Source organism: Demequina lignilytica, assembly GCF_030418375.1.
In the GTDB taxonomy this organism is placed as follows: domain Bacteria; phylum Actinomycetota; class Actinomycetes; order Actinomycetales; family Demequinaceae; genus Demequina; species Demequina lignilytica.
Map to the genome: position 1 here is coordinate 417,699 of NZ_JAUHPZ010000001.1, position 21,703 is coordinate 439,401.

21 protein-coding genes are annotated in these 21,703 nt (G+C 72.3%); 11 read left to right on the plus strand and 10 right to left on the minus strand.

Annotated features, from left to right (window positions below; translation table 11 throughout):
• The first annotated feature begins 13 nt into the window (after window positions 1-13).
• From QQX13_RS01905 to QQX13_RS01915, 3 genes are all read left to right on the plus strand, one after another.
• Window positions 14-1,660, plus strand: a complete 1,647-nt coding sequence (locus QQX13_RS01905; RefSeq protein ID WP_301152285.1) for an NAD+ synthase — start codon at window positions 14-16, stop codon at window positions 1,658-1,660.
• Between the two features lie 236 nt (window positions 1,661-1,896).
• A complete protein-coding gene (panB, locus tag QQX13_RS01910) occupies window positions 1,897-2,706 on the plus strand; it encodes a 3-methyl-2-oxobutanoate hydroxymethyltransferase (RefSeq protein WP_301152286.1) in 810 nt (269 codons plus the stop codon).
• A 2-nt stretch (window positions 2,707-2,708) separates the two neighbouring features.
• Window positions 2,709-3,560, plus strand: a complete 852-nt coding sequence (locus QQX13_RS01915; protein WP_301152287.1) for an NAD-dependent epimerase/dehydratase family protein — start codon at window positions 2,709-2,711, stop codon at window positions 3,558-3,560.
• A gap of 27 nt (window positions 3,561-3,587) precedes the next feature.
• Here QQX13_RS01915 and QQX13_RS01920 read toward each other — a convergent pair whose 3' ends face one another.
• Together QQX13_RS01920 and QQX13_RS01925 are read right to left on the minus strand one after the other, a co-directional pair.
• Complete coding sequence (locus QQX13_RS01920) at window positions 3,588-3,911, minus strand: hypothetical protein (protein WP_301152288.1); 324 nt, start codon at window positions 3,909-3,911, stop codon at window positions 3,588-3,590.
• Window positions 3,912-4,080: 169 nt separating this feature from the next.
• Window positions 4,081-4,284 carry a hypothetical protein gene (locus QQX13_RS01925; protein WP_301144478.1) on the minus strand — a complete coding sequence of 68 codons (204 nt, stop codon included), beginning with the start codon at window positions 4,282-4,284 and terminating at the stop codon, window positions 4,081-4,083.
• A gap of 31 nt (window positions 4,285-4,315) precedes the next feature.
• Between QQX13_RS01925 and map the strand changes: the two genes are divergently transcribed.
• Genes map through QQX13_RS01945 form a run of 4 tightly spaced genes read left to right on the plus strand, consistent with a single transcriptional unit; the run spans window position 4,316 to window position 7,880 of the window.
• The gene (gene map, locus QQX13_RS01930) at window positions 4,316-5,197 is read left to right on the plus strand and encodes a type I methionyl aminopeptidase (RefSeq protein ID WP_301144479.1); all 882 of its coding nucleotides are present in this window, start codon (window positions 4,316-4,318) and stop codon (window positions 5,195-5,197) included.
• A complete protein-coding gene (ppgK, locus tag QQX13_RS01935) occupies window positions 5,194-6,033 on the plus strand; it encodes a polyphosphate--glucose phosphotransferase (protein WP_301152290.1) in 840 nt (279 codons plus the stop codon). The genes map and ppgK overlap by 4 nt, the downstream gene beginning before the upstream one ends.
• Window positions 6,030-6,614: a GNAT family N-acetyltransferase gene (locus tag QQX13_RS01940; RefSeq protein ID WP_301144481.1), complete on the plus strand. Its 585-nt coding sequence runs from the start codon at window positions 6,030-6,032 to the stop codon at window positions 6,612-6,614. The genes ppgK and QQX13_RS01940 overlap by 4 nt, the downstream gene beginning before the upstream one ends.
• Before the next feature lie 51 nt (window positions 6,615-6,665).
• Window positions 6,666-7,880, plus strand: coding sequence for an ROK family protein (locus QQX13_RS01945; RefSeq protein WP_301152291.1), 1,215 nt, complete (start codon window positions 6,666-6,668; stop codon window positions 7,878-7,880).
• A gap of 94 nt (window positions 7,881-7,974) precedes the next feature.
• Here the strand turns inward: QQX13_RS01945 and QQX13_RS01950 are convergent, their stop codons facing one another.
• The 4 genes from QQX13_RS01950 to QQX13_RS01965 form a co-directional block, all read right to left on the minus strand.
• Complete coding sequence (locus tag QQX13_RS01950) at window positions 7,975-10,125, minus strand: hypothetical protein (RefSeq protein ID WP_301152293.1); 2,151 nt, start codon at window positions 10,123-10,125, stop codon at window positions 7,975-7,977.
• A 314-nt stretch (window positions 10,126-10,439) separates the two neighbouring features.
• A complete protein-coding gene (locus QQX13_RS01955) occupies window positions 10,440-11,420 on the minus strand; it encodes a GmrSD restriction endonuclease domain-containing protein (protein WP_301152294.1) in 981 nt (326 codons plus the stop codon).
• An 88-nt stretch (window positions 11,421-11,508) separates the two neighbouring features.
• Window positions 11,509-12,117 (minus strand): PadR family transcriptional regulator, encoded by a 609-nt coding sequence (locus QQX13_RS01960; RefSeq protein ID WP_301152295.1) that lies wholly within the window; start codon window positions 12,115-12,117, stop codon window positions 11,509-11,511.
• Window positions 12,118-12,219: 102 nt separating this feature from the next.
• Window positions 12,220-13,605, minus strand: a complete 1,386-nt coding sequence (locus QQX13_RS01965; RefSeq protein ID WP_301152296.1) for an O-antigen ligase family protein — start codon at window positions 13,603-13,605, stop codon at window positions 12,220-12,222.
• A 198-nt stretch (window positions 13,606-13,803) separates the two neighbouring features.
• Here QQX13_RS01965 and QQX13_RS01970 point away from each other — a divergent pair, with 198 nt between their 5' ends.
• Together QQX13_RS01970 and QQX13_RS01975 are read left to right on the plus strand one after the other, a co-directional pair.
• Window positions 13,804-14,679 carry an oxygenase MpaB family protein gene (locus tag QQX13_RS01970; protein WP_301152297.1) on the plus strand — a complete coding sequence of 292 codons (876 nt, stop codon included), beginning with the start codon at window positions 13,804-13,806 and terminating at the stop codon, window positions 14,677-14,679.
• A 28-nt stretch (window positions 14,680-14,707) separates the two neighbouring features.
• Window positions 14,708-14,971: a hypothetical protein gene (locus QQX13_RS01975; RefSeq protein ID WP_301152299.1), complete on the plus strand. Its 264-nt coding sequence runs from the start codon at window positions 14,708-14,710 to the stop codon at window positions 14,969-14,971.
• Window positions 14,972-14,984: 13 nt separating this feature from the next.
• Here QQX13_RS01975 and QQX13_RS01980 read toward each other — a convergent pair whose 3' ends face one another.
• Together QQX13_RS01980 and QQX13_RS01985 are read right to left on the minus strand one after the other, a co-directional pair.
• Entirely contained in the window at window positions 14,985-15,986 is a 1,002-nt protein-coding gene (locus tag QQX13_RS01980) for a bile acid:sodium symporter family protein (protein ID WP_301152300.1), read from the minus strand.
• A 54-nt stretch (window positions 15,987-16,040) separates the two neighbouring features.
• The gene (locus QQX13_RS01985) at window positions 16,041-17,318 is read right to left on the minus strand and encodes an LCP family protein (protein ID WP_301144489.1); all 1,278 of its coding nucleotides are present in this window, start codon (window positions 17,316-17,318) and stop codon (window positions 16,041-16,043) included.
• Between the two features lie 123 nt (window positions 17,319-17,441).
• On the opposite strand from QQX13_RS01985, the gene QQX13_RS01990 reads away from it, so the two are divergent.
• Window positions 17,442-18,131: a GTP pyrophosphokinase gene (locus QQX13_RS01990; RefSeq protein ID WP_436968542.1), complete on the plus strand. Its 690-nt coding sequence runs from the start codon at window positions 17,442-17,444 to the stop codon at window positions 18,129-18,131.
• Between the two features lie 173 nt (window positions 18,132-18,304).
• Window positions 18,305-19,810 (plus strand): FAD-dependent oxidoreductase, encoded by a 1,506-nt coding sequence (locus tag QQX13_RS01995; RefSeq protein ID WP_301152301.1) that lies wholly within the window; start codon window positions 18,305-18,307, stop codon window positions 19,808-19,810.
• A 1-nt stretch (window position 19,811) separates the two neighbouring features.
• Here the strand turns inward: QQX13_RS01995 and QQX13_RS02000 are convergent, their stop codons facing one another.
• Window positions 19,812-20,609, minus strand: a complete 798-nt coding sequence (locus QQX13_RS02000) for an LLM class F420-dependent oxidoreductase (protein WP_301152302.1) — start codon at window positions 20,607-20,609, stop codon at window positions 19,812-19,814.
• A gap of 28 nt (window positions 20,610-20,637) precedes the next feature.
• Window positions 20,638-21,690: a magnesium and cobalt transport protein CorA gene (locus QQX13_RS02005; RefSeq protein ID WP_301152303.1), complete on the minus strand. Its 1,053-nt coding sequence runs from the start codon at window positions 21,688-21,690 to the stop codon at window positions 20,638-20,640.
• Window positions 21,691-21,703: the final 13 nt, after the last annotated feature.

Genomic DNA, 21,703 nt, shown 5'->3' on the forward strand with positions numbered 1-21,703 from the left:
GTAGGCTTCCTCCATGTCGACGCTCCGCCTCGCGCTCGCCCAGGTCAACCCCTGCGTGGGTGACATCGCTGGTAACACGGCACTCGTGCTTGACCGGTGCCGCGCCGCCCATGAGGCTGGCGCCACCGTGGTCGCCTTCCCCGAGATGGTGGTGACGGGCTACCCGATCGAGGACCTGGCCCTGCGGGAGAGCTTCCAGCGCGCCGCGGCCCGCGCGACCGAGGAGATCGCCGCGACCCTCGACGCGGAGGGCATGGGCGGCCTGATGGTCGTGCTCGGCACGCTCGGGGTGTCGCGCGCCGGTCTGCCGTTCAACCAGGCGGTGGTCATCACCGGCGGCGAGGTCGCCGCCCGCTACAACAAGCACCACCTGCCCAACTACGGCGTGTTCGACGAGCGGCGGATCTTCGCCGCCGGCGAGGACGCCTGCGTCATCACCGCCGCGTCGTCCCGCATCGGGATCGTCATCTGCGAGGACATCTGGCAGGACGGTGGCCCGGTCGCGCAGCTCGCGGCCCTCGACGTCGACCTGCTGCTGGTGCTCAACGGGTCGCCGTTCGAGGAGGGCAAGGGCCGGGTCCGGACCGATCTCGCGCGCCGCCGGGCCGCCGAGGTGGGCGCGCCCCTCGCCTACGTGAACCTGTGGGGAGGGCAGGACGACCTGGTGTTCGACGGTCACTCGTTCATCGTCGCGGCCGACGGGGCCTGGATGGCGAACGCGCCGGGCTTCGAGGACGCGCTGCTGGTGTGGGACGCGCCGGAGCCGGGCGCGGTCCCCGTCCAGGGGCCGGTGGTCGACTTCGCCTCCGACGCCGAGCAGGTCTACCGCGCCTGCGTGACGGGGCTGCGCGACTACGTGGAGAAGAACGGGTTCCGCTCGATCGTCCTGGGGGTGTCCGGAGGCATCGACTCCGCGCTGACCGCCGCGATGGCGGCGGACGCGATCGGCGGCGAGCGCGTGGTCGGCGTGTCGATGCCGTCGTCGTTCTCCTCGCAGCACTCGCGCGACGATGCGGCGGACCTGTGCGCGCGCATCGGCGCCGACTACCGGGTGCAGCCCATCGCACCTCTGGTCGACGCCTTCCAGGGAGAGCTCGCGCTCGAGGGGGTGGCCGAGGAGAACCTGCAGGCGCGGCTGCGCGGCGTGATCCTCATGGCGCTGTCCAACAAGGAGGGGCACCTGGTGATCGCGCCGGGCAACAAGTCCGAGCTGGCCACCGGCTACGCGACCATCTACGACGCGGGCTCGATCGGAGGCTTCGCTCCCCTGAAGGACGTCGACAAGTCGCGGGTCTGGGAGCTGGCGCGCTGGCGCAACGCCCATGCGGCGGCGAACGGAGAGACCCCGCCCATCCCCGTCTCGTCGATCGAGAAGCCTCCGTCGGCCGAGCTCCGCCCCGGGCAGACCGATCAGGACTCGCTGCCGCCGTACGAGCTGCTCGACGAGGTGCTCGACGCCTACGTCGAGCACGCCGAGGGCCGCGCCGAGCTGCTGGCCCGCGGCTTCGACGAGGCCGTGGTCGAGCGGGTGCTGCAGCTGGTCGACCGCGCGGAGTGGAAGCGGCGCCAGTACCCCCTCGGACCGAAGGTGACGGCGCTGGCGTTCGGCCGCGACCGCCGGCTCCCCATCACCAACCGCTGGCGGGAGCTCGCCGAGTAGCCCGGCCCGGACGACCCGCGGCCCCGCGCCGCCCCCCTCCGCGACGGGTGCGGGGGTGCCTGCGGCCACGCTCCCGATTTCATGCACGAACGAACGGGCTCCTCCGCGTCCGGCGGCCCGGCCCGCGCCGGTGCGTTCGCGCATGAATACGGGAGCGCCGGCGCAGCGGTACCGGAGGCCTGCGCGAAGGCCCGCATCTGCGGCCGCACCTGCGCCCTCGTGAGAGGCTGGACACCATGACGAGTCCGAAGAAGGTCCGTATCCATCATTTCCGCGAGATGAAGCAGCGTGGCGAGAAGATCACGATGCTCACCGCGTACGACTTCCCCACCGCGAAGGCCTTCGATGCGGCCGGCGTCGACATGCTCCTGGTCGGCGACTCCATGGGCGACAACGTCATGGGCTACGACTCGACCGTACCGCTGACGATCGACGAGATGATCCCCTACACCCGCTCCGTCGCGCGGGCCGCCGAGCGCGCGTTCGTGGTCGCGGACCTCCCGTTCGGGACCTACGAGGTCTCCCCCGAGCAGGCGGTGGAGTCCTCGATCCGCATGATCAAGGCCACCGGCGCGAGCGCGGTGAAGTTCGAGGGCGGCCGCCGCATCGCCCGCCAGGTCAAGGCCGTCACCGACGCGGGCATCCCCTTCTGCGGCCACCTCGGGTTCACCCCGCAGAGCGAGACCGCCCTCGGCGGTCGCCGCATCCAGGGGCGCGGCGAGCACGGCGTCGAGGAGCTGGTCGCCGACGCGCTCGCGCTCCAGGAGGCAGGAGCCTTCGCCGTGGTGCTCGAGATGGTGATCGCCCCCGCCGCGCGCGCGGTGACCCAGGCGCTCGACATCCCGACCATCGGGATCGGCGCCGGGCCGGACACCGACGGTCAGGTGCTCGTCTGGCTCGACGCCGCGGGCGTGGGCGACTGGCACCCCCGCTTCTCGAAGCAGTTCGGAGCGGTCGGGCAGGCGCTGCACGATGCGGCGGCCGGCTACGTCGCCGAGGTCAAGTCCGTCGCGTTCCCCGCGCCCGAGCACACGTTCGAGAGCTGATCATGAGCACCATCCTCGTCACCGGGTCCGAAGGAAAGCTGGGCCGCCACGTGGTCGCGCGCCTGCGCGCCGAGGGTCACGACGTCCACCGCCTCGACGCCAAGCCCATCGCGCCCGCGAGGGACTACGTCCGCATCGACCTCACCGACGCGGGCCAGACCCTCGACGCGATGTTCGGGGTCCAGGACGCCTACGGCGCGGTCGACGCGGTGGTCCACCTGGCCGCCATCCCCGCGCCGGGCCAGATGACCGACACCGCGACCTTCCAGAACAACATGCTCGCGACCTTCAACGTGTTCCAGGGCGCGCGCCGGGCGGGCATCACGAACGTCGTCTACGCGTCCTCCGAGACCGTGCTGGGTCTCCCCTTCGACACTCCCCCGCCCTACATCCCTGTCAACGAGGACTACGAGGCGCGGCCGGAGTCCAACTACTCGTTGGTGAAGCACCTCGAGGAGACCATGGCGATCCAGCTGTGCCGCTGGGATCCTTCCCTCAAGATCATCGCGCTGCGCTTCTCGAACGTCATGGACGTCGACGACTACGCGGAGTTCCCGGGCTTCGACGCGGACCCGGCGCTGCGGCGATGGAACCTGTGGGGCTACATCGACGGCCGCGACGGCGCGCAGGCGGTGTCACGGGCTCTCGACTACGAGCCCCGCGGCTTCGAGCGCTTCGTGATCGCCAACGCCGACACCGTGATGTCGCGCGCGTCCGCGGACCTGGCGGCCGCCGAGTTCCCCGGCGTCCCCGTGGTCAAAGAGCTCGACGAGCACGAGACGATGCTGTCGATCGACAAGGCGCGGCGCCTGCTGGGCTACGAGCCCGAGCACTCCTGGCGCGACCACGTCTAGCGCGGCGGATGGCGACGGCGGTCGCGTTCACGCCCGCAGAGTCATCGGCGCCCCGTCCCACCTGCGTCGTCGCGCGTAGTACACGAGCACCCAGACGTTCGACGCGAGCGTGACGACGTCGAGCCAGGACCTCGCGCGCCCGGCGACGTCCTCGGCGTGGAGCGCGTCCGCGACCAGCAGCGCGATGCCCGCGAGGTTGACGACGAGCAGCAGCACGATCGCGAGGAGCCACCCGCCGCCGCCGTGAGAGGCGACCGTCGCATCGTCCCCCCGCCGAGCCCGCCACCACCCGACGACGCACCTGACGAGCCAGTAGGAGAGCACGCCCGTCATCGGGATCAGGCCGGTCATCGCGAGGTACCAGGCGAGCAGCGCGAGGCCGTCGACAGCCCCGGCATCGCACGGCGCGGCGCACAGCGTCAGGTCGCCCGACCACAGCCGCGCGGCGATGTCGACGGTGCCGACGATCAGCAGGACGAAGAGCGCGACGAGGAGCCAGAAGCCGAGCTCGGCGCGCAGACTACGAGTCGTCGTCGCCCCAGGAGTCCTCGTCGGAGTCCCACAGCTCGTTGCGCGCCTGAGCGATCTCGAGAGCGTGGCGGGCCTCCTCCGGGCTCGCGTAGGGACCCATGAGGTGCTCCCACGAGCTCTGGCGCCCCTTCTCCACCATGCGGGTGCGGGTGTTGAACCAGTACTCGACGGGCTGCTCGGCTTCGGTGGACATCGGCATCGCCTCCGTGAATAGACTGCCAGGTATGAGCCCCGTACGCGAGAGCATCTCCAAGGGCACCGTCACCCCCGTGCGGGATGTCCCGTCATCGATCCCCCGCCCCGAGTACGTCGGCAAGACGCGGGCGGCGCTATGGACGGGCGGCGACGTGCACTCCCCCGAGACCATCGAGAGGATCCGCGTCAGCGCGCGCATCGCGGCGCAGGCGCTCGCCGAGGTGGGCCGCCACGTGGTGCCCGGCGTGACCACGGACGAGCTCGACCGGATCGGCCACGAGTTCGTGCTCGACCACGGCGCGTACCCCTCGACCCTGGGCTACCCGGGGGCCGCCGGGCGGCCGGCCTTCCCCAAGGCGCTGTGCACCTCCGTCAACGAGGTGATCTGCCACGGCATCCCGGACTCGACCGTGATCGAGGAGGGCGACATCGTCAAGGTCGACATCACGGCGTTCACGGGCGGAGTGCACGGCGACAACTGCGGCTCGTTCATCGCGGGCGAGGGCACCCCGGAGGCGCAGGAGCTCGTGCAGGTCACGTACGACGCCATGATGCGCGGCATCAAGGCGGCGCAGCCGGGCCGGGAGGTCAACATCATCGGCCGCGTGATCGAGAAGTACGCCTCGCGCTTCGGCTTCGAGTCGGTGCGCAGCTACACCGGGCACGGGGTGGGACCCGCGTTCCACACGGGCCTGGTGATCCCGCACTACGACGCCGCCCCTCATCACGCCGACGTGATCGAGCCGGGCATGGTCTTCACCGTCGAGCCGATGCTGTGCATGGGCTCGGAGGAGAACCACGAATGGGACGACGGCTGGACGGTGGTCACGGACGACCACTCCTGGGTCGCCCAGTTCGAGCACACGATCGTCATCACCGAGACCGGACCGGAGATCCTGACACTGCCATGAGCAAGCACATCGCCCTCGGCGTCGACATCGGCGGCACCGGCATCAAGGCCGCGCCCGTCAACCTGAAGACCGGCAAGTTCGCGGACGACCGGTACCGCATCCCCACGCCGCAGCCCGCGACCCCGGACGCCGTCGCCAAGACCGTGGCGCGCGTCATCGCGAAGTTCTCCCCCGGCAAGCACACCCCGATCGGGGTGGCCTTCCCCGGCGTGGTCCAGCACGGGATCGTCAAGACCGCCGCCAACGTCGACGACTCGTGGATCGGCACCGACCTGCGCGCGATCATCCGCGACTACGCCGGGCACGACGTCCACGTGCTCAACGACGCGGACGCCGCCGGCTACGGCGAGTACAAGTTCGGCGCCGCTCACGGCCAGAACGGCTCGATCCTCATGACCACGCTCGGCACCGGGATCGGCACCGCCATGATCGTCGACGGCACACTGGTGCCGAACCTCGAGCTCGGGCACATCATGATCGACGGCCACGACGCGGAGGAGCGAGCCGCGGAGTCCGCGCGCGACCGCTACGGCTACGACTGGGACCAGTGGATCGCGGAGCTCCAGAAGTACTACTCGGAGATCGAGCGGCTGCTGTGGCCCGACCTCATCATCGTCGGCGGCGGCATCTCGAAGTCGCACCACATGTTCCTGCCGAAGCTGCGCCTGCGAGCCCCGATCGTGCCCGCCGAGCTGCTCAACGGCGCGGGCATCGTGGGCGCAGCGGCCGCCGCGGCCGCGGCCGACAAGGTCGAGAAGGCCGAGCAGAAGGCCGCCGCCAAGAAGGAGGCGAAGGCCGAGGCGAAGAGGTCGAAGAAGGCCGCGAAGGCGTCGTGACCTTCTCGGCCGCCCCGGTCCTGTCCCATCGCCTCGCGCGGCTCGAGCCGCTGGCCCACGCTCACCACGACGACCTGTGCGCGGCCGTCGGCGACCTGCACACGCTCTGGTACACGTCGATCCCCTCGCCGGACACCATGACCGCCGAGATCGACAGGCGCCTCGCGCAGCAGCGGGACGATGCGGTCGCGCCGTGGGCGATCGTCGACGCCCGGACCGGGCGCGCGGTCGGGATGACGACCTACCTCAACCTCGACCCGGAGAACCGCCGGCTGGAGATCGGCTCGACCTGGCTGGGCCGCGAGGCTCAGGGCACCGGGGTCAACCCGGCGGTCAAGCTGCTGCTGCTCGCGCGCGCGTTCGACGCGCTCGGCTGCATGGCCGTCGAGTTCCGCACGCACTGGCACAACCACCAGTCGCGCACGGCGATCGCCCGGCTCGGCGCCCACCAGGACGGCGTGCTGCGCCAGCACAAGGTCTGGACCGACGGCTCGATCCGCGACACGGTCGTGTTCTCGATCCTCGATCGCGAGTGGCCCTCGGTGCGGCTCGGCCTCGAGTCCCGGGTGGCATCGCGGTGACCACCGTGCGCCGTCGGGCGCGCGCGACCCCAGGTGCGCGAGGATGAGGCCATGAACGGGCCGGCCGATACCGCGGAGGTGCGCCGCACCAACCTCTCGCTCGTGATGCGCGCCCTCGACGCCCAGAGCCCCGCCTCGCGCACGGACCTGCGCGCGGCGACGGGCCTGGTGAGCGGCACGGTGTCCAGCATCGTCGACGAGCTGATCGGGCGCGGGATCCTCATCGAGTCGGGCGAGACCACCTCGACCGGCGGCCGCGGCCGCCCCCGCAAGGTGCTCCACCTCAACCACTCCCGCGTGGTGGTGAGCGTGGTCCAGCTCACGGCGGAGGACACGATCGCGGAGATCCGTGACTTCGGCGGCGAGCTGATCTGGGAGCTGCGCCGACGCCACGGGGTGCGGACCGGCGAGCCGGGCGACGTCGTGCGCGCGCTCGCTGAGGCGGTCAACGCGTCGCAGGGTTTCCTGGCGCAGCACGAGGACTCGTGGCAGGCGGCGATCGTGATCGCGGTGCCCGCACCCGTGGTCGCGGGCACCACCATCGGATCCGCGATCGACTTCGGCATCGGGCGCACCGAGATCCTCGAGCCCGTGCGCGCCCTGCTGGAGAGGCCGGCCACGCCGATCATCATGAACGACGGCCGCCTGGGCGCGCTGGCCGAGCATGCCGACCGCGGCCCCGGCGCGGCCCGGGCGATGGCCTACGTCAAGGGCGACGGAGGCATCGGCGGCGGGCTCGTGATCGACGGCGAGGTCTATCTGGGGTCGCACCTGATGGCGGGCGAGTGCGGGCACATCTGCGTCGATCTCGCCGGTCCCGCGTGCGAGTGCGGCGCTCGCGGCTGCCTCACGCAGTTCCTCGGGCTGCACGCGATCGCGAGGGCCGCGGGCCTCGAGGACCTGGCGGCCCGGGCCGACCAGGACCAGGTGCTCGACGAGCTGGTCCGGCGCCTCGACGCGGGCGAGCAGCGCGCCGTCCAGGCGATCGACGTCGCGGGCCGGGCGCTCGCGGCCGCGATCGGCACCATGAGCAACTACACGGACCTGGACCTGGTGGTGCTGGGCGGGTTCCTGCCGCGGCTCGAGCCCTGGCTGCGCCCGCCGGTCCAGCAACTCATCGAGACCCGGGCCCGCCACATCGCGGAGTTCAACCCCCGCCTCGAACGTGCGATCCACGGAGAGGACGCCACGCGCATCGGCGCCTGGAAGCTCGGGCGTCAGGTGGTGCTCCGCGCCCCCGACGAGGTGCCGCTGGTCGGCTCCTGACCGGGCGCGGCGACGCCCGGCCGGGGTCCGGTGATCTCGTCGTGAGCCGTGATCACCGACTCGCCCGACCGGGCGCGCCCTGGTCAATTCCCGGTCAGCGCACCGAGATCGCCACCGCACCGACCCCGTAGATCGAGGAGTCGGTGGTCGACGTCGCGTACACCGCGAAGTAGGTCGACTCCTCGTCCTCCGCGACGGTCAGCAGGCCGTCCTGGTCGACGAAGGTGCCGGGGCTCACCGGGCCCGCGATCGCCCAGGTGACGTCCGGGTCGCCGGCCAGCGTGAACTGCTGGCTGGTCCCCCGCACGACCGGCTGCGTGAAGCGCGCACCGTGCGGGAGCGGCTCGAGCCCACGCCAGCCGCTCATGTCGGTGCCGCGGAAGACCTCCATCCACGACCACTTCTCGTGCGTGAGCCAGTTCGCGGCGCCCGCGTCGATGACGTAGCCCGGGAGCGCCTCGAGGCCCACCGTGTCGGCAGGAGCCTTGGCCCGACCCCCCGCGTAGACCTTGGTGAACGTGATCGTCTGCCCACCGACCTCGAGGTCGACGGTCTGGTCGACGCGCGACGTGTTGTAGCCCGTGTTGCCGATCAGCTGAACGTTGCGGTCCTCGACCCCGTTGCCGTCGAACACCTGGGCGGACGCGGCAGCATCCGTCAGCGTCCCGCCCGCGGCGTAGTACAGGGTCGCGCCGTCGACGGTCGCACGCAGCGTGTACGTGACGTCGTTCAGCACCTGGCTCGCCTCCTCGAGGTTCGCCACGCCGTAGAAGCTGTACGCCGTGACCGTGCCGTCGACGGTGGTGCCGCCGCCGCCCTGCTGGGCCATGTACGCGTAGACGCTCGCGATGTCGTAGGTCGCGATCTGGTGGGCGCCGGAGGGCACCGCTCCACGCAGCGCCGCCGGGTCGACCTCGACCGTCATGGTCGTGTAGACCGGGACGAACGCCCAGTTCACGTAGGTCAGCGCGACCTGCGTCTCGCCTTCCGAGGAGTCCACCAGGAAGTCGTCACCCGGGACGAGCACCCGCTCGTCACCATGCTCGCTGCGCAGCGTCACCGTCACGTCCTCGGCCCCGACGGCGGAGGCGTCGACGTCCGTCGGCCACGTCACGTACACATCGTCGGCGAGGTGGTCGACCAGGTTCGGCTTCTCGCCCGCGCCGACCCAGGTCCAGACGGGCGCGTTCCCGGCCGCCGGAGCGTCGTCGACCTTGTCGGCGAGAGGCGCGATGTCCGCCACCACCGGCAGGCCCGCCGCGACCTTCTCGGCGTCCGCGCCCGAGTAGTCCTGGCCGTAGATGTAGACGTGGAGACGGAACGTCTGGGCGGCGACCGGCAGGCCGTTGTAGGTGATGCCGCTCACCTCGAGGTTGAAGTAGTAGTTGCCACGGCCGTCCCCGCCCAGGCAGCTCCACTCGCGCGCGCTGTCCGTGTCGGTGATCAGGTAGTCGCCCGTGTCGATCATGAGGTCGCCCTGATCGAGGACGTAGGTCAGCTCGCCGTCCGCGCCCGACGTCTCCAGCTCGGTAGCGCTGAGTGTGTACTCCGAGGTGAAGTAGCCGTCGCCGTCGACCAGCGCGACGGTGGCGCCGCTGGTGTCGAGGTGGCTCGCCTTGAAGCCGTCGAGGTCGACGGTGACGGTCGCCTCGCTGTCGGCGGCGTAGGTCACCGCTCCCCCGAGCCGCTCCTTGAGCGTGCTCTTGCTGTGGGTGAACGCGCTGCCGTAGAGGCTGCTCTCGACCGTGATGGACGGGAGCGCGAACTCGCCGACCTCGACCGCGACCGGCACGTAGGCACCGGAGACGAGCGCGAGCGCCCCCTCGGGCGGCAGCACGGCGAGCGTGCCCGAGCCGTTGGCGGTGAACCCGTCGATCTGCGACGCGTCGACCTTCACGGTGATCTGACGCCCGTCGCCGGAGACGGAGGCGCGAGCGATGCCGTCGACGTCTGTGAACGCGGGCGTCCCGTCCGGGTTCACGAACCATGAGGTCACGTCGGTGCCAGACGCGATGGTCCACCGCGCGGACCCCGTCGCACGCAGCACCACCGTCGACGCTCCCGCATTGGTGATGCTGATGCCCGAGCCCTGGACGGCGAACGGCGCCGTCCCGCTCTGCTGCACCGCCCCGGCCGGCTCCGCATCGGCGGGTGCGGCCACGGCCGCACTCTGCATCGAGGCTGCCGCGGCCAGGGCCAGCACGCCGGCGATCGACCTCATCCTGAGGCCGCCCATTCTTGTCATCTTCAGTCCTCCTTGACTGGATCCCGCCCGGCGATCGCCGGGAGGCTGCGGGGCACGTTGGAGCGAGAGCGCGAGGGTCCGCTCAGGGCTGGTCCCGGCGGTGCGGGCAGGTGCGCGGCAGGGCCGTCAGGCGACCGTCCGGACCGCGGAAGGCCCCCTCGCGCGCGGATCGCCGCGGGACCGTTCGAGGTCCGGCGGCACCTGTCCAGGTCGCGCTCACGTCATCGTGCACATGACCCATATGACCGGCTCGACCGAAATTTGTCAATAGTCGGCATTAATCTGGCGACGCACGCGCGAGCACCGCCCCGCAGCTATCGCTCGCACACCGTCCCGTCGCGGTCACCGTCCCGGTACCACCCGTACTCGGCGTCGACACCGTCGACGTAGGGGCCGTATCCCGCGGCCGCGGCCTCCTGGCAGGTGTCGTATCGCGGGTCGACCGCCACGTCCCCCTCACCCGTCGGCGCGAGCGCGTCATCCGAGGTCGAGACCGGCGGCGCAGGCGTCGGCGCCGGCCCGCCCGTGTTCTGCGCGAGCACCGGCTGGTCGCCCGGCGCCGGCAGCGGGTGGCCGGGGCACGCGTCGAGCACCCGCAGCATCGCGTCGAGCTCGGCCCGGGTGACCCACACCTCGTACTTGGCCTTCACTGCGACCTGGCGGGCGACGTAGGCGCAGCGGAAGCCCGTCGCGGGCGGCAGCCACGTCGCGGCGTCGCCGTCGCCCTTCGCGCGGTTCTCCCCCGCGTCCACGGGCTCGAGGTTGAGCGGATCGTTCGCGAACGCCACGCGCTTGGCGAACGGCCACTGCGCGGCACCCTTCTGCCACGCGTCGGACAGGGCCACCAGGTGGTCGATGTCCACCTCGCTCGCCCCACCCTTCTCGAAGCGGATCAGCGTCCCGGTGAACGGGTCCTCGAGCACGCCCGCGAGCACGGTGCACGGGCCCGACGTCTCGAGCCCGGTCAACCTCAGCCGGAGCATGTCGTTCCTGGTGTCGCACCCGTTGCGGTCGACGTCCACCCAGCCCGACCCGAACTGGTCCCGCGAGTACCCGGTCTGCGGCGCGCGACCCTTCACCGTCAGGTCGAGCGCCGCCGCATACGCCGTGCCGCGGGTCGTCGCCGGCGAGGCCGACGATGCGGGGGCGGCGGACGCTCCGCCCGTCGCCGCGGGCGACGGAGGAGCCGACGGGACGTCGGCGCCCTGCGCGGTCGTCAGGGGCGCGGCCGCCGATGCGCACCCGGCCAGCAGACCCGCACCCAGCATGGCCCCCAGCAGCCCCGCCCACCGCATCGTCGCCCCCTCGGCATCCGTTCCGAACGCCGCGACACTATGCGGATCACCCCGTTATCGGAGCGCGGCGCGGCGGGGCGCCGCGGGATCACCCCTGGTCGTCGACGAGCAGCCGGTACAGGTCCTTGCGCGCGGCGGCGAGGATCTCGACGGCGCGGGCCGCGAGCTCTGGACGGCCGGGCTGGCGCGCGACATGGACGGCGGCCTCGCGCAGCGCGCCCAGCTCCTGGCGCAGCGCGGCGGCGGACTCGTGCCCCTCGGGCGAGGAGAACAGGGCCTCCATCTCGGCGGCGTGCTCGGCCGCCCATTCACGGCCCGCCGCGGTCAGCGAGGCCGTCTTGCGCCCCTCGACGGTCTCGATGCCCACCAGGCCCTCGTCCTCCAGCGCCTGCAGCGTCGGGTAGATCGAGCCGGGGCTGGGCACCCACGCGCCGGAGCTGCGCTCCTCGATCGCGCGGATGAGCTCGTACCCGTGCCGCGGCTGCTCCGCGAGGAGCAGGAGGATCGCGCTGCGCACGTCCCCGCGGGGCCTGCCGCCGCGGCGTCCGCCGGGCCCGCCGTGGCCGCCACGACCGCCGGAGCCGCCGCGCCGCCCGCGGCCACCCTCGCCCCCGTCGCCCGGTCCGAATCCGCCGTGGCGGCCGCGACCCCACGCCTCGTCGTCCCCCGCGCGCCAGGCTTCGTGCTGATGCTTCATGTGGTTCTTCATGCCCACTCTCTCATTCTCTATCGTGTTTCAGTCACGATATATCGCGATAGTGACCAAGTCAAGGGTGCCGCGAGCACGGTCTCGATCGCCTCAGGTGCGGCGGGACAGCACCAGCACGGGGTCCTCCCCCGTGTCGCGCTCGGCGGCCGGGGCGCCGGTGCGCACCAGCTCGGGATCGACCACCGTGAGCGTGAACGCCTGCGGCCCGGAGCAGTACAGCACCACCAGCAGGAACCAGCCCCAGTCGACCAGCATGCGCGACTCCGCGAGCGCCTCGAGCGCGATCGCGGCGGTGAGCAGGGCCCAGCCGAGCGGGATGTACGTGTCCCCCGCGGACGCGCGCTCGACCAGCCGCCAGGCGCTCCCGAACGTGAGCACCACGATCACCAGCAGCAGCGCCAGCCCGATCAGGCCCATCTGCATCCACGCGTCCAGGAACGCGTTGTGGCCGTGCGGGACCACCACGCCGACGTGGTCGACCACCGACCGGTACGGCTCGTGCCAGATCGGCCAGTAGCCGACGTAGCCCCAGCCCTCGGGCCTCGCCATCGCGAGGCGCATCGTCTCATCCCAGATGAACACCCGGTTGGTGGCGTCGGCGCTGCGGTCGAACATCTCGAAGATCTCGGCGCGGAACTTGATGGTCGCCACCGCGACCACCGCCGAGCATGCGAGCACCAGGTACGACAGCACCCGCTTGCGCCGCACCGGCGCCCGCCGGATGAGCAGCGCGGCGGCCGCGAGCACCGAGACGTACAGCATCGCGATCGACACCGTCGCGGACATGGTGAGCAGGTGCACCAGCGCGACCGCCGCCAGCGTGAGGAAGCCGTCGAGCCGCCGCACCCGACGCTCGAGCAGCAGCACCACCGCGATGATCCCGGCGAGCAGCGCGAGCGAGTCGAACACGTTGCGGTTGCCCACGAAGCCCTGGATGGGGCCGCCCGCGAGCAGGAGGTTCTCCGACCACGGCGGCAGCGCGCCGGGGTCGACGCTCGACAGCCTCGCGAGATCGCCCGCGCGCCGCTCCAACGGCTCGCGGAGCACCACCGCGACGTAGAGCTCGAACAGCAGCCCCAACCCGATCGAGACCTGGAGCCCGCGGTAGAGGTAGGCCATCACCTGGGTGCGTCCGGTGGTGGAGACGATGGTCGCCGCCACCAGCGTCACCACGGCGAGCGCGACGGTGGCGAGCGCCGTGACCGCGCGCGTCTCCGACCACAGCAGGGTGATCGCGGCGAGCGCGACGAAGTTCACGATCAGCCAGGGCACGCGCACCCGGTCGAGGTGATGGCGGAACGCGACGACGATCGCGGCGACGGTCGCCGCGCACATCATCAGGTACAGGGGGATGCCGAGCAGGTAGCGGAAGCCCTGGCCCGAGCTCAGCACCACGACGGCGCCGACGGCGGCGTAGGCGCGCCCCCAGCGGGAGGCGGTCCACCGCCAGCATCGCGCCACACGCCCGTTCCGCATCCTGCTCGCTTCCGTCCGAGGGGTCGGCCCCCTGTTCTCGCCGGCGAGTCCGGCCACGCGCCCGGTCTCCTCGGCTCGACGACGAGTCCGGCGCCTCACATGGTAGGGCCGCGCCGTCGCCGTCCCACCGGACAAGGCCTCACCGCGACCGAATCGTGACCGTCGCATCGTCCCTCCTGAGCGGGCGATACTGAGGGCATGGCCACCTCCGCGAGCCCCGTCACGCGCGCCCGGCGCCGCGTGGGCGAGGCGCTGTTCCTCCGCGTGGCGGGCCCCGATGGACCCGCGGCGCGCGACCGCGTCCACCTCACGCCCGGTCCCCGCTGGTTCCCCGCGGGCAGCGCGATCCGGCGGGTGCATGCGGACTCGTCGATGTACATCGGCGGCCTCCGCGCGCTGCTGCTCCAGTCGTTGCACCCGCTCGCGATGGCCGGCGTCGCCGGTCACTCCGGCTACCGTGGCGACCCCTGGGGGCGCCTCGCACGGACGTCGACGTTCCTGGCGTTCACCACGTTCGGCACCGCGGACGATGCGCAGGCGACGGTCGATCACATCCGCGCGATCCACGAGCGGGTGCGCGGCAAGGCCCGCGACGGCCGCACGTACCGCGCCAGCGACCCGCACCTGCTCACCTGGGTCCACATCGCGGAGGCCGACTCGTTCCTCGCCGCGCACCAGCGCTACGGGCGACGCCCGCTCGACGCCGCAGGCTGCGACGAGTACGTCGCCCAGGGGGCCCGGGTCGCGCGCGCGCTCGGCGCGGTCGAGGTCCCCGAGACCGTCGCCGAGCTGGAGGCCGCGATCGCCTCCTACCGGGCCGAGCTCGAGGCCACCCCGGCCGCCCTCGACGCCGCCGACTTCCTGCTCAGCGAGCCGCCGCTCGGACGCGCCGCCCGCGCGCCGTACGCGCTGCTGGCGGCGGGCGCCGTCGCGCTCCTGCCGGACTGGGCACGGACGATGCTCGGCCGTGACTCCTGGGGCGTCCGCACCTTCGGCCCCGCGAGCGGCGGCGTCGCGACCCGCGCGATCCGGTGGGGCACCAGCGCGAACCGGCCCAGTCGCAACGTCGAGTGACCCGGTCGCTCTCGCTAGGGTGACGATCATGACGTCCGCCGCTCACGACCCCGCGAAGGCCATCGCGGGGATGTGCGACTGCGCCGACTGCACCGCGGCGCGCGCCTCCGGCGGCACCGAGCACGCCGTCCAACGCTACGAGCGGCTCGCCGGCGCCCTGAGCGAGCGGCGGCTCGACCAGGAGATCGTCAAGGAGCCGCGCATCCGGCGGCTGTCCAGCGCCGTCGCGATCGGGAGCATCGGCCTGGTGGTGCTGATGGTCGCCGCGGGGATCTGGGCGACCCAGGCGTGACGCCGACCGGGCCCTAACCCACGCGGGCGGGCTCCTCCTCGGCCGCCGCGAGCCGGCGTGCGAGCACAGCGCAGGTGAACAGCTGGATCTGGTGGAACAGGATCACGGGCAGGGCGACGGACGCCGCCACCGCCGGGGCGAACAGCACCGACGCCATCGGCAGGCCGGTCGCCAGCGACTTCTTCGACCCGCACATCAGCAGCGCGATGCGGTCCGGCCGGTCCAGACCGATGCGCGCGCCGGCCCACCAGTTGAGGCTCAGCATCACGGCGAGCAGGGCCGCGCACACCGCGAAGAGGATCACCAGCGCGACGGGGGTGATGTGGTCCCAGGTGCCCGACACCTGCGCCTCCGAGACCGCCCCGTAGGCGACGAGCAGGATGGTGCCGCGGTCCGTGACCTTCGTGAGGTTCTTGTGCGCGCGGATCCACGGCCCGATCCACCGCTCCGCGATCTGGCCGAGCACGAACGGCACCAGCAGCATCAGCAGGGTGCCCGCGACGCCCCCGCCGCCGTCGCCCTGCTGGCCCGTGCCCACGATCAGCACGCCCACCAGCAGCGGCGTGAGCACGATCCCGAGCACGTTGGACACGGTCGCTCCGCAGATGGCGCCCGCGACGTTGCCGCGCGCGATCGAGGTGAACACCACCGAGGACTGGACCGTGGAGGGCAGCAGGCTCAGGTACAGCAGCCCCGTCTGGAGATCGGGGGCGAGGACCGCGTCGGGGATGAAGGTGATGGCGAGCCCGAGCAGCGGGAACACCAGGTAGGTCGAGGCCAGCATCGAGCCCTGCAGGCGGATGTTCTTGAGACCCGCCCACACCTCGGACGTGGACATGCGGGCGCCGTACAGGAAGAACAGCAGGATGATCGCGCCGTCGGTGATCCGCTCGAGGACGTCCGCGACCCCGCCGTCGGCGGGCAGCACCAGGCCCAGGATCAGGACGCCGATGATCATCGCGACCAGCGGGTCGATCCAGGACACGGCCGAGCGGAGGCGGGGACGGAGAGCCATGCGCCTATCGTGCCCTAGCCAGGTGACGCGGCTGTTTCGCCCGCGCCCGCGCCGCTACTCGAGACCGCCGATCTCCGATCCGGGCTCGAAGGTGCCCTCGGCGACGGCCTCCCAGAAGGCGGGGCTGGTGTCGGGGTCGAGCAGGACCGTCGACCCGACTCCGGCCACCGAGTAGCCCATGTTCCTGATCGGCGGAGTGCCGGTGACGGCGTCGCCGGCCAGGCCCCCCCGGATGTCGAACGCGGCGCGCGCCAGGTCGACCACCCCGGACCCCTCGCTCACCGCGAAGGCGTCCAGCCCCGCGGACGTCAGCGCGACCATCCGGAACGGGTTGAGGAGCGTGCCCGGCGCGAGCGCCTCCGACGCCACGGCGCTCACCACCTGTCGCTGACGCTGCGTGCGGCCGATGTCGCCGAGCGGATCGGAGTAGCGCATCCGCGAGAACGCGAGCGCCGTCTCGCCGTCGGCCTCGTGGCAGCCCGCGGTCCACTCCATCTGGCTCTTCGGGTCGTCGACGTCGCGGTCGTAGCAGAGCTCGACCCCGCCGACCGCGTCGACCATGTCCGCGACCCCGGTGAACCCGATCTCGAGATAGAGGTCGACCGTCAGCCCGCTGAGGTCCTCCACGGTCTCGACCAGCAGCGGCGCGCCGCCGAGGCTGAACGCGGCGTTGATCTTGTTGTCCTGGTGGTCGGGGATCGGGACGTACGAGTCGCGCGGGATCGAGACGAGCGCCGTCGGGCCGGACTCGGGCACGTGCAGCAGCATGATCGTGTCGGTGCGGGCGCCCTCGACCGTGCTCTCCGCCCATCCCTCGCGCGAGTCCGAGCCCACGATGAGGTAGGTCCGCCCAGGCGTGTCCGGCGCACCCGAGAGCGCCTCGACGTGCTGGATGCGGCCGGAGGCCCAGGCGGCGAACCACACGAGCGACCCGACCACGAGCAGGAGCACCACGAGCACGACGGTCCGGAGACGGTGCCGGCGACGACGGCGCGGCGCGGCGGCGGGAGGCGCGGTGCGGGACGGCGGCGCGCCGGGCGGAGGCGCGTCGTAGGCGCCGGGCGGCGCCACCCGGGTCGCCGCGACCGGGGTCTGCGCGGGCGGGTTCCGGCGAGGGGACGATGCGGGGTCGGCCGGCCGTCGGCCCGCGGGCGCCGCCCCGCGCTGGGACGTGTCGAAGGCCCCGGTGGAACGGCGCGTGGGCGCCCCGGCGGGGGGCGGCGCGGGCCGCGCCGATGCCGCTGGGCGCTGCGGCGCCGGCGGACGCTGGGCCCCGCGCGGCTGGATCGACGGGGGCATCCGCCGCGGCTCGTCGTCTCCCGGTGTGGTCACGGGGTGAGGGTAACCCGGGACCCCGCGAGAACCACGGAGCGCGGCGCCGAGACCAGGAACCTGGCGGGTGCCCCGGGAGTTGGCGGAGGGGACGCCGCCGTGGCGCCCGACGGAAGGACACCGATGACCGACGCACCGCCGACCACCGCGCTGACCCTGATGAGCGGAGGCATCGGCGCCCCCGTCACCGCGGATCAGATCCGCGTCGCGCGGCACGAGATCCAGGGCTTCCTGCTCCAGTACGAGTTCGGACTGCGGGAGATCGAGACCAAGCTGTCGATCCTCAGCGACGAGTTCCAGGCGCTGCACGACTACAACCCGATCGAGCACGTCGACAGCCGCGTCAAGACTCCGGAGAGCCTGATCGAGAAGGTCGGCCGCAAGGGAGTGGCGGCGGACCTCGCGAGCGTCCGCGAGGCCATCACGGACATCGCGGGTGTGCGCGTCACGTGTGCCTTCGTCACCGACGTGTACCGGCTGTTCGACCTGCTCACGCGCCAGGACGACGTCGAGGTGCGGCAGGTGAAGGACTACATCGCTCACCCGAAGGCCAACGGCTACCAGAGCCTCCACGCGATCGTCGAGGTGCCGGTGTTCCTCTCCTCCGGTCCGGTGTCCGTGCCGGTCGAGGTGCAGTTCCGCACCATCGCCATGGACTTCTGGGCCAGCCTCGAGCACAAGATCTACTACAAGTATTCGGCCGAGGTGCCGGCGCAGCTGCTCGACGAGCTCAAGGAGGCCGCGGGCACCGCCGCCGAGCTCGACGCCCGCATGGAGCGCCTGCACACCGAGATCCACGGCGCCCGCCCCTGACCGCGCTCCTCCCGAGGCCTCCGCACCTGCGCGCAACCGCATCGTCACGCCCCCGAAACGCGCGCCCGCTACGGTGCGGAGCACGCTCCGGGTAATGCGGTGACATGAGGGTTCTCCCCGGCGCGCACGCCGGCGCGCCCGCGTCGGCGCCCCGCTGGACGCGAAGGAGAACCATGCCCCTCATCGACCGTGACGCCCGCCTCGCCGCCCTCCAGGTGCGGATCCGCGACGAGCTGGACCTCCTCGACTACGGCGGCCGCGACTGGGTCCCCTCCCCCGGCGACGGGGTGCTCGACGTGCTGATCGTCGGCGGCGGCCACGCCGGTCAGGCGCTCGCCTTCGCCCTCGCCCGCAAGGACGTGCGCCGGGTGCTGGTGGTCGACGCCGCACCGGCCGGGCTCGAGGGGCCGTGGAGCACCTCGGCCCGCATGCGGACGCTGCGCACACCGAAGATGCTGAAGGGCCCCGACGACGACGTGCCGTCGCTCGCGCCCCGCTCCTGGTTCGTCGCGGCCTACGGACAGGAGCGGTGGGACGCGATCCGCTACATCCCGCGCGTGGACTGGCAGGAGTACCTGCAGTTCTACCGCGAGGTCACCGGGATCGACGTGGTCAACGAGACCACGGTGACCGCGGTCGCGCCGCCCGCGCACCCGGACGGACCGTTCACCGCGACCCTCGCGGGCCCCGACGGCGACCGCGAGGTCCTCGCGCAGCGGGTCATCTTCGCGACCGGCCTCGAGGGCGCGGGCGGGATCGCCGTGCCCCGCCACCTGTTCGGCCACCTCCCCGACAGCGCCTGGGCGCACACGTCGCACGCGATCGACTTCGACGCCTGGCGCGGGGTGCGCGTCGGCGTGCTCGGCGGCGGGGCGAGCGCGTTCGACGTCGCCGGCACCGCGCTCGAGCACGGCGCCGCATCCGTCGCCCACTTCATGCGACGCCCCGAGATGCCCGCCGTGAATCCTCTCCGATGGATGGAGTACGCGAGCTTCGTCGAGCACTTCTGCGACCTCGACGACGCGGACAAGTGGGACTTCATGCGGAAGGTCCTCGAGATCGACCAGCCGTCGACGCAGAGCTCGATCTGGCGCTGCTTCGAGCACGCGGACTACTCGTTCGCGCTCGGCTCGCCCTGGCTGTCGACCCGCATGGACGGCGACGAGGTCGTGGTCGACGTCGCGGGAGTCGAGCACCGCTTCGACGTGGTGGTCGCCGGCACCGGCGTCGCCGTCGACCTGCGGATGCGTCCCGAGCTCGCGGACGTGGTCGACCACATCGCGCTGTGGGGCGACCGGTACACGCCGCCCTCGGGCAAGGAGCACCTCGGCCTCGCCGCGTACCCCTACCTCACGGGATCGTTCCAGTTCACGGCGCGGGACGATGCGGCGGCCCCCTGGATGGGCCGGCTCTACCACTTCGCGCAGGGAGCGCGGGTGACGATGGGCATCACGGGCCATCAGCTCTCCGGCCTGCCGGCGGGCGTGCAGCGGCTGGTCTGGGGCCTCACGGGGGACCTCTTCCGGGAGCATCACGCCCACGTGCGCGCGGACTTCGACGCCTACGACGAGCGCGAGCTGATCTCCCTCGGGCCGCGCCCGGCGGACCAGCCGCCGATCCAGCGGTGGGCGTCGTCCTCGGCGGCCGAGCTCGCGGCTCCGGACGCGGTGGAGGTCTGACTCAGGACCCGTTGAGGCGGTCGCGCCACGCCAGCCACGGCTCCACGCGGGAGACGTCGTAGTCCGGGCCGCTGAGGCCGATCGTGAAGAGCGTCGCGCCGAGCGCGTGCAGCTCGCCCGCCTGCGCCTCCGTCATGCGGCTCACCTCGGTCGAGATCTCGATCTCGCTCACGTCGCGGCCGACCGCGCGGCCGTGCTCCGCGAGGATCCCGAGCTTGCGCTCGAGCGTGGCGGCGTCGGAGAAGGAGTGCCAGATGTCGGCGTGCCGGGCGACGATGCGGAGGGTCTTCCTCTCGCCGCCGCCACCGATGAGCACCGGGATCTTCCGGGTGGGCGCGGGGTTGAGCCGCTCCCAGCGCGCCTCGATACGGGGCAGCGCGTCGGCGAGCGCGTCGAGGCGTCCACCCACCGTGCCGAAGTCGTAGCCGTACTCGTCGTAGTCGCGCTCGAACCAGCCGGAGCCCGTGCCGAAGATGAAGCGCCCGGTGCCGCCCTTGGCGCTGATGTGGTCGATGGTGCGCGCCATGTCCGCCTGCAGATCGGCGTTCCGATAGCTGTTGCAGTTGACCAGCGCACCGATCTCGACGCGGCTGGTCTGCTCGGCGAGCGCCGCGAGCATGGTCCAGGACTCGAAGTGCAGGCCGTCGGGCTCGCCGCGCAGCGGGAAGAAGTGGTCCCAGTTGAACAGCACGTCGACGCCCATCCCCTCGAGCGTCGCCGCGGCGGCGCGGATGGTCTCGTAGGTGGCGTGCTGGGGCTGGATCTGGACGGCGATGCGGACGGGCCGGTCGACGGTCATGTGGCTTCCCTTCGTCGGGACGGCGCGGCTAGAACCATCCGCGCCGCTTGAACACGGTGTACAGGGCGACGCCGAACGCCACCATCGTGGCGAGGGCGAGCGGATAGCCGAACGCCCAGTGCAGCTCGGGCATGCGGTCGAAGTTCATGCCGTAGATCGCGGCCACCAGGGTGGGCGCGAACAGGATCGCGGCCCAGCCCGAGATCTTCTTCATGTCCTCGTTCTGGCGCTGCGCGACCAGGGTCGCGTTGACGTCGAGGATCTGGGCGAGCGAGGCGCGCAGCTCGGTGACCTCGGCGTCGACCCGCGTGAGGTGGTCGGCGACGTCGGCGACGTAGGCGGCCAGCGCATCGTCCTCGTCCTCGGCATGACGGCGCACGAGGGTCCCCACGGCGGCCGCCAGCGGCGCGCACGCGTGCTTGAGGTCCACCACCTCCTGGCTCAGGCGGTAGATCCGCTCGGTCACCGTCGCCTCGCCCGTGAAGACCTGACGCTCGATCTGCTCCTGGTCGAGCGCGAGCCCGTCGAGCACGGGACCGTAGCCGTCGACGATCCGGTCGAGGACCCGGTAAGCGAACGCCGCGGAACCGTGGTGGAGCAGCTCCGGGTCCTCGAGCAGCCCGCCGGGGCCGTCGGTCAGGTCCGGGGCCGCGCTGCCGTCGATCCAGCGCCAGTCCTGGCACAGGACCGCGACCGCGTCCGGGCGCACCAGCAGATGGACCTCGGCGAGCTCGACACGCTCGCTCGCGTCCACGTACCAGGCGGCGCGCGCGACGATGAAGGTGACGTCCCCGAAGCGCTCGAGCTTGGGCCGCTGGCCCGCGTGGTGGAGGTCCTCCGCCAGCAGCGGGTGCAGGCCCCAGTCGTCGGCGAGCGCGGTGATCGACTCCGCGGTCGGCTGCGCCTGGACGATCACGCGGTAGCCGCCGTCCGCATCGTCCCCGTCGACGCGCACGCCGTCCACCACCCGGATCGCGGCGGGGGCCTCCGTCACCACCGGCGGGATGTCCCCCGCCACCCCGCGGCGCCTGCCGATCGCGGCGCGCAGCGCGCGGCGGCGCCCGTGCGACGTCTGAGCCATGACCATCCCCTCC

What these genes read in the sequence shown, in the direction of transcription:
- QQX13_RS01905 (WP_301152285.1), top strand. Translation starts at nt 14, where the DNA reads ATGTCGACGCTCCGCCTCGCGCTCGCCCAGGTCAACCCCTGCGTGGGT.
- panB (WP_301152286.1), top strand. Translation starts at nt 1,897, where the DNA reads ATGACGAGTCCGAAGAAGGTCCGTATCCATCATTTCCGCGAGATGAAG.
- QQX13_RS01915 (WP_301152287.1), top strand. Translation starts at nt 2,709, where the DNA reads ATGAGCACCATCCTCGTCACCGGGTCCGAAGGAAAGCTGGGCCGCCAC.
- QQX13_RS01920 (WP_301152288.1), bottom strand. Translation starts at nt 3,911, where the DNA reads ATGACCGGCCTGATCCCGATGACGGGCGTGCTCTCCTACTGGCTCGTC.
- QQX13_RS01925 (WP_301144478.1), bottom strand. Translation starts at nt 4,284, where the DNA reads ATGTCCACCGAAGCCGAGCAGCCCGTCGAGTACTGGTTCAACACCCGC.
- map (WP_301144479.1), top strand. Translation starts at nt 4,316, where the DNA reads ATGAGCCCCGTACGCGAGAGCATCTCCAAGGGCACCGTCACCCCCGTG.
- ppgK (WP_301152290.1), top strand. Translation starts at nt 5,194, where the DNA reads ATGAGCAAGCACATCGCCCTCGGCGTCGACATCGGCGGCACCGGCATC.
- QQX13_RS01945 (WP_301152291.1), top strand. Translation starts at nt 6,666, where the DNA reads ATGAACGGGCCGGCCGATACCGCGGAGGTGCGCCGCACCAACCTCTCG.
- QQX13_RS01950 (WP_301152293.1), bottom strand. Translation starts at nt 10,125, where the DNA reads ATGACAAGAATGGGCGGCCTCAGGATGAGGTCGATCGCCGGCGTGCTG.
- QQX13_RS01955 (WP_301152294.1), bottom strand. Translation starts at nt 11,420, where the DNA reads ATGCGGTGGGCGGGGCTGCTGGGGGCCATGCTGGGTGCGGGTCTGCTG.
- QQX13_RS01960 (WP_301152295.1), bottom strand. Translation starts at nt 12,117, where the DNA reads ATGAAGCATCAGCACGAAGCCTGGCGCGCGGGGGACGACGAGGCGTGG.
- QQX13_RS01965 (WP_301152296.1), bottom strand. Translation starts at nt 13,605, where the DNA reads ATGCGGAACGGGCGTGTGGCGCGATGCTGGCGGTGGACCGCCTCCCGC.
- QQX13_RS01970 (WP_301152297.1), top strand. Translation starts at nt 13,804, where the DNA reads ATGGCCACCTCCGCGAGCCCCGTCACGCGCGCCCGGCGCCGCGTGGGC.
- QQX13_RS01975 (WP_301152299.1), top strand. Translation starts at nt 14,708, where the DNA reads ATGACGTCCGCCGCTCACGACCCCGCGAAGGCCATCGCGGGGATGTGC.
- QQX13_RS01980 (WP_301152300.1), bottom strand. Translation starts at nt 15,986, where the DNA reads ATGGCTCTCCGTCCCCGCCTCCGCTCGGCCGTGTCCTGGATCGACCCG.
- QQX13_RS01990 (WP_436968542.1), top strand. Translation starts at nt 17,442, where the DNA reads ATGACCGACGCACCGCCGACCACCGCGCTGACCCTGATGAGCGGAGGC.
- QQX13_RS01995 (WP_301152301.1), top strand. Translation starts at nt 18,305, where the DNA reads ATGCCCCTCATCGACCGTGACGCCCGCCTCGCCGCCCTCCAGGTGCGG.
- QQX13_RS02000 (WP_301152302.1), bottom strand. Translation starts at nt 20,609, where the DNA reads ATGACCGTCGACCGGCCCGTCCGCATCGCCGTCCAGATCCAGCCCCAG.
- QQX13_RS02005 (WP_301152303.1), bottom strand. Translation starts at nt 21,690, where the DNA reads ATGGCTCAGACGTCGCACGGGCGCCGCCGCGCGCTGCGCGCCGCGATC.